General features: G+C 71.7%; 3 protein-coding genes. All 3 read right to left on the bottom strand.

The window, feature by feature from the left end; all coding sequences use genetic code 11:
* Positions 1–426, bottom strand: a 426-nt coding sequence (locus GT354_RS02760; RefSeq protein WP_161354544.1) for an urease subunit beta, incomplete at its 3' end; no start/stop codon positions are given.
* 14 nt (positions 427–440) lie between these two features.
* Positions 441–1,310 (bottom strand): cobalamin biosynthesis protein CbiX, encoded by an 870-nt coding sequence (locus GT354_RS02765; RefSeq protein WP_161354545.1) that lies wholly within the window; start codon positions 1,308–1,310, stop codon positions 441–443.
* 2 nt (positions 1,311–1,312) lie between these two features.
* A complete protein-coding gene (locus GT354_RS02770; RefSeq protein WP_161354546.1) occupies positions 1,313–1,618 on the bottom strand; it encodes an urease subunit gamma in 306 nt (101 codons plus the stop codon).
* Between the last annotated feature and the right edge of the window lie 82 nt (positions 1,619–1,700).

A 1,700-nucleotide genomic window follows, 5' to 3' on the forward strand; every position in this document is an offset into this window, starting at 1 on the left:
GTGGTTGGGGGTGGTGTGGCTGGGGGTGCTGTTGCTGGGGGCGTCGCTGTTCGGGCCGTCGTCACGAAAGCCGAGTTCTGCGGCGCGGCGCAGCGCGCGAGCCCGGGTGTCGGGGGCGCTCAGGCCGCCGTCGACCAGCCCCGCGAAGCCGATCACGCGCCGGCTGCCGCCGAACGCACACAGCGTGACGTCGCGGGTGTCACCCGGTTCGAAGCGCGCGGCGGTGCCTGCGGCGATGTCCAGGTGCATCCCGTACGCCTCGTCGCGGTCGAACTCCAGCGCCCGGTTGACCTCGAAGAAGTGGTAGTGCGAACCGATCTGGATCGCGCGGTCGCCGGTGTTGCGCACGGTCACCTTGGTGGCCCGGCGACCCGCGTTGATCTCGATCGGGGCATCGCCGTAGAGATACGACGCTGATCCTGACATGGCGTCAATTCCCTTCAGTGGGCGTGCGTTTGCGCGTGGGTGTGGGCTCGATGGCGGGTGGGGTCCGGGTGTTTGTGATCTTCGTGGTGTTCATGGTCTTCGTGGTGTTCAGCGTCTTCGTGATGTTCGTGATGTTCGTGGTATGCGTGGTCTTGGTGGTGTTCGTCGTCGGCGTGCGAGTGGCCGTGACCGGCTGCGGCCAGGCCGGCGGCGATCCCGTCATCGCCGTGCGTGCCGTGGGCGTACAGCGCGGCGGCCTGCCGGGCGGCCAGTACGGAGTGGACCGCGGCGGGCCCGAGAAGGGGTCCGGCGGTCACCACGTCCGCGGCTCCCGAAGGCGGTACGGCGGCGGCGAAGCCCGCGCTCAGCAGGGCGATCCGGGTCGCGCCGAGTCGGCGGCAACGGTCCAGGCCCTCGGCGAGGTCGGGGTCGCCGCCCGGGTACGCGGTCTCGACCAGGCGCCGGCGCCCGTACTGGCGGACCAGTCGCGCGACTCGGCTCAGTTCGGCGTCGGGGTTGGGTCCGCCCGGACGGGCAGTGATCAACACGGCGTCGTCGGGATCGAGCGCCACGCGCCGAGCGGCGGCCCGCAGCCAGCCCACGAGGTGCTCGGTCGTGCCGAAGGGCCGGGCGAGCACGACCCGTCCGGGAGCCTGGCCGGCCACGGTTCGGGCGGTGTCCGCGACCAGTTCGAGGTCGCGGCCGAGTGTCATCGGCACGACGCACACCGGGCCGGCGCTCGGGGGCGTGGCCATGAGCCGTTCGCACAGGGCCCGGTACAGCGGTCGGCCGGTCGGGCAGGTCCGGATGTCGGGTCGGCCCAGGGCGTACGCGGCGAGGTCGGCCCCGTCGGAGCTTTCGTGGCCGCCGACCAGGACGAGCACGATCAGGCCCCGATCGGATCGTGGCAGGTGACGAGCTTGGTGCCGTCGAGGAAGGCGGCTTCGACCTGCAGCATGCCGAGCATGTCGCGCACGCCGGCCATCACGTCCTCGCCGCCGAGGACCTGCTTGCCCACCTCCATACACTCGGCGACGGTGCGACCGTCTCGGGCACCTTCGAGAATCGCCTCGCTGATCAGCGCCGCGGCCTCGCTGTAGTTGAGCTTGAGGCCGCGCCCACGCCGGCGGCGGGCGAGGTCGGCGACCACGTAGATCTGTAGCTTGTCGATTTCGCGCGGGGCGAGGTTCACGGCCGGCTCCCTTTCGAGGCAGGGGTGTTGGGGTTGGCGGGCGTCGGGACCGAGGGTGCGGGTGGGGTGGGTGCGGTGACGG

It is taken from the genome of Streptomyces sp. SID3343, from assembly GCF_009865215.1.
Classification (GTDB): domain Bacteria; phylum Actinomycetota; class Actinomycetes; order Streptomycetales; family Streptomycetaceae; genus Embleya.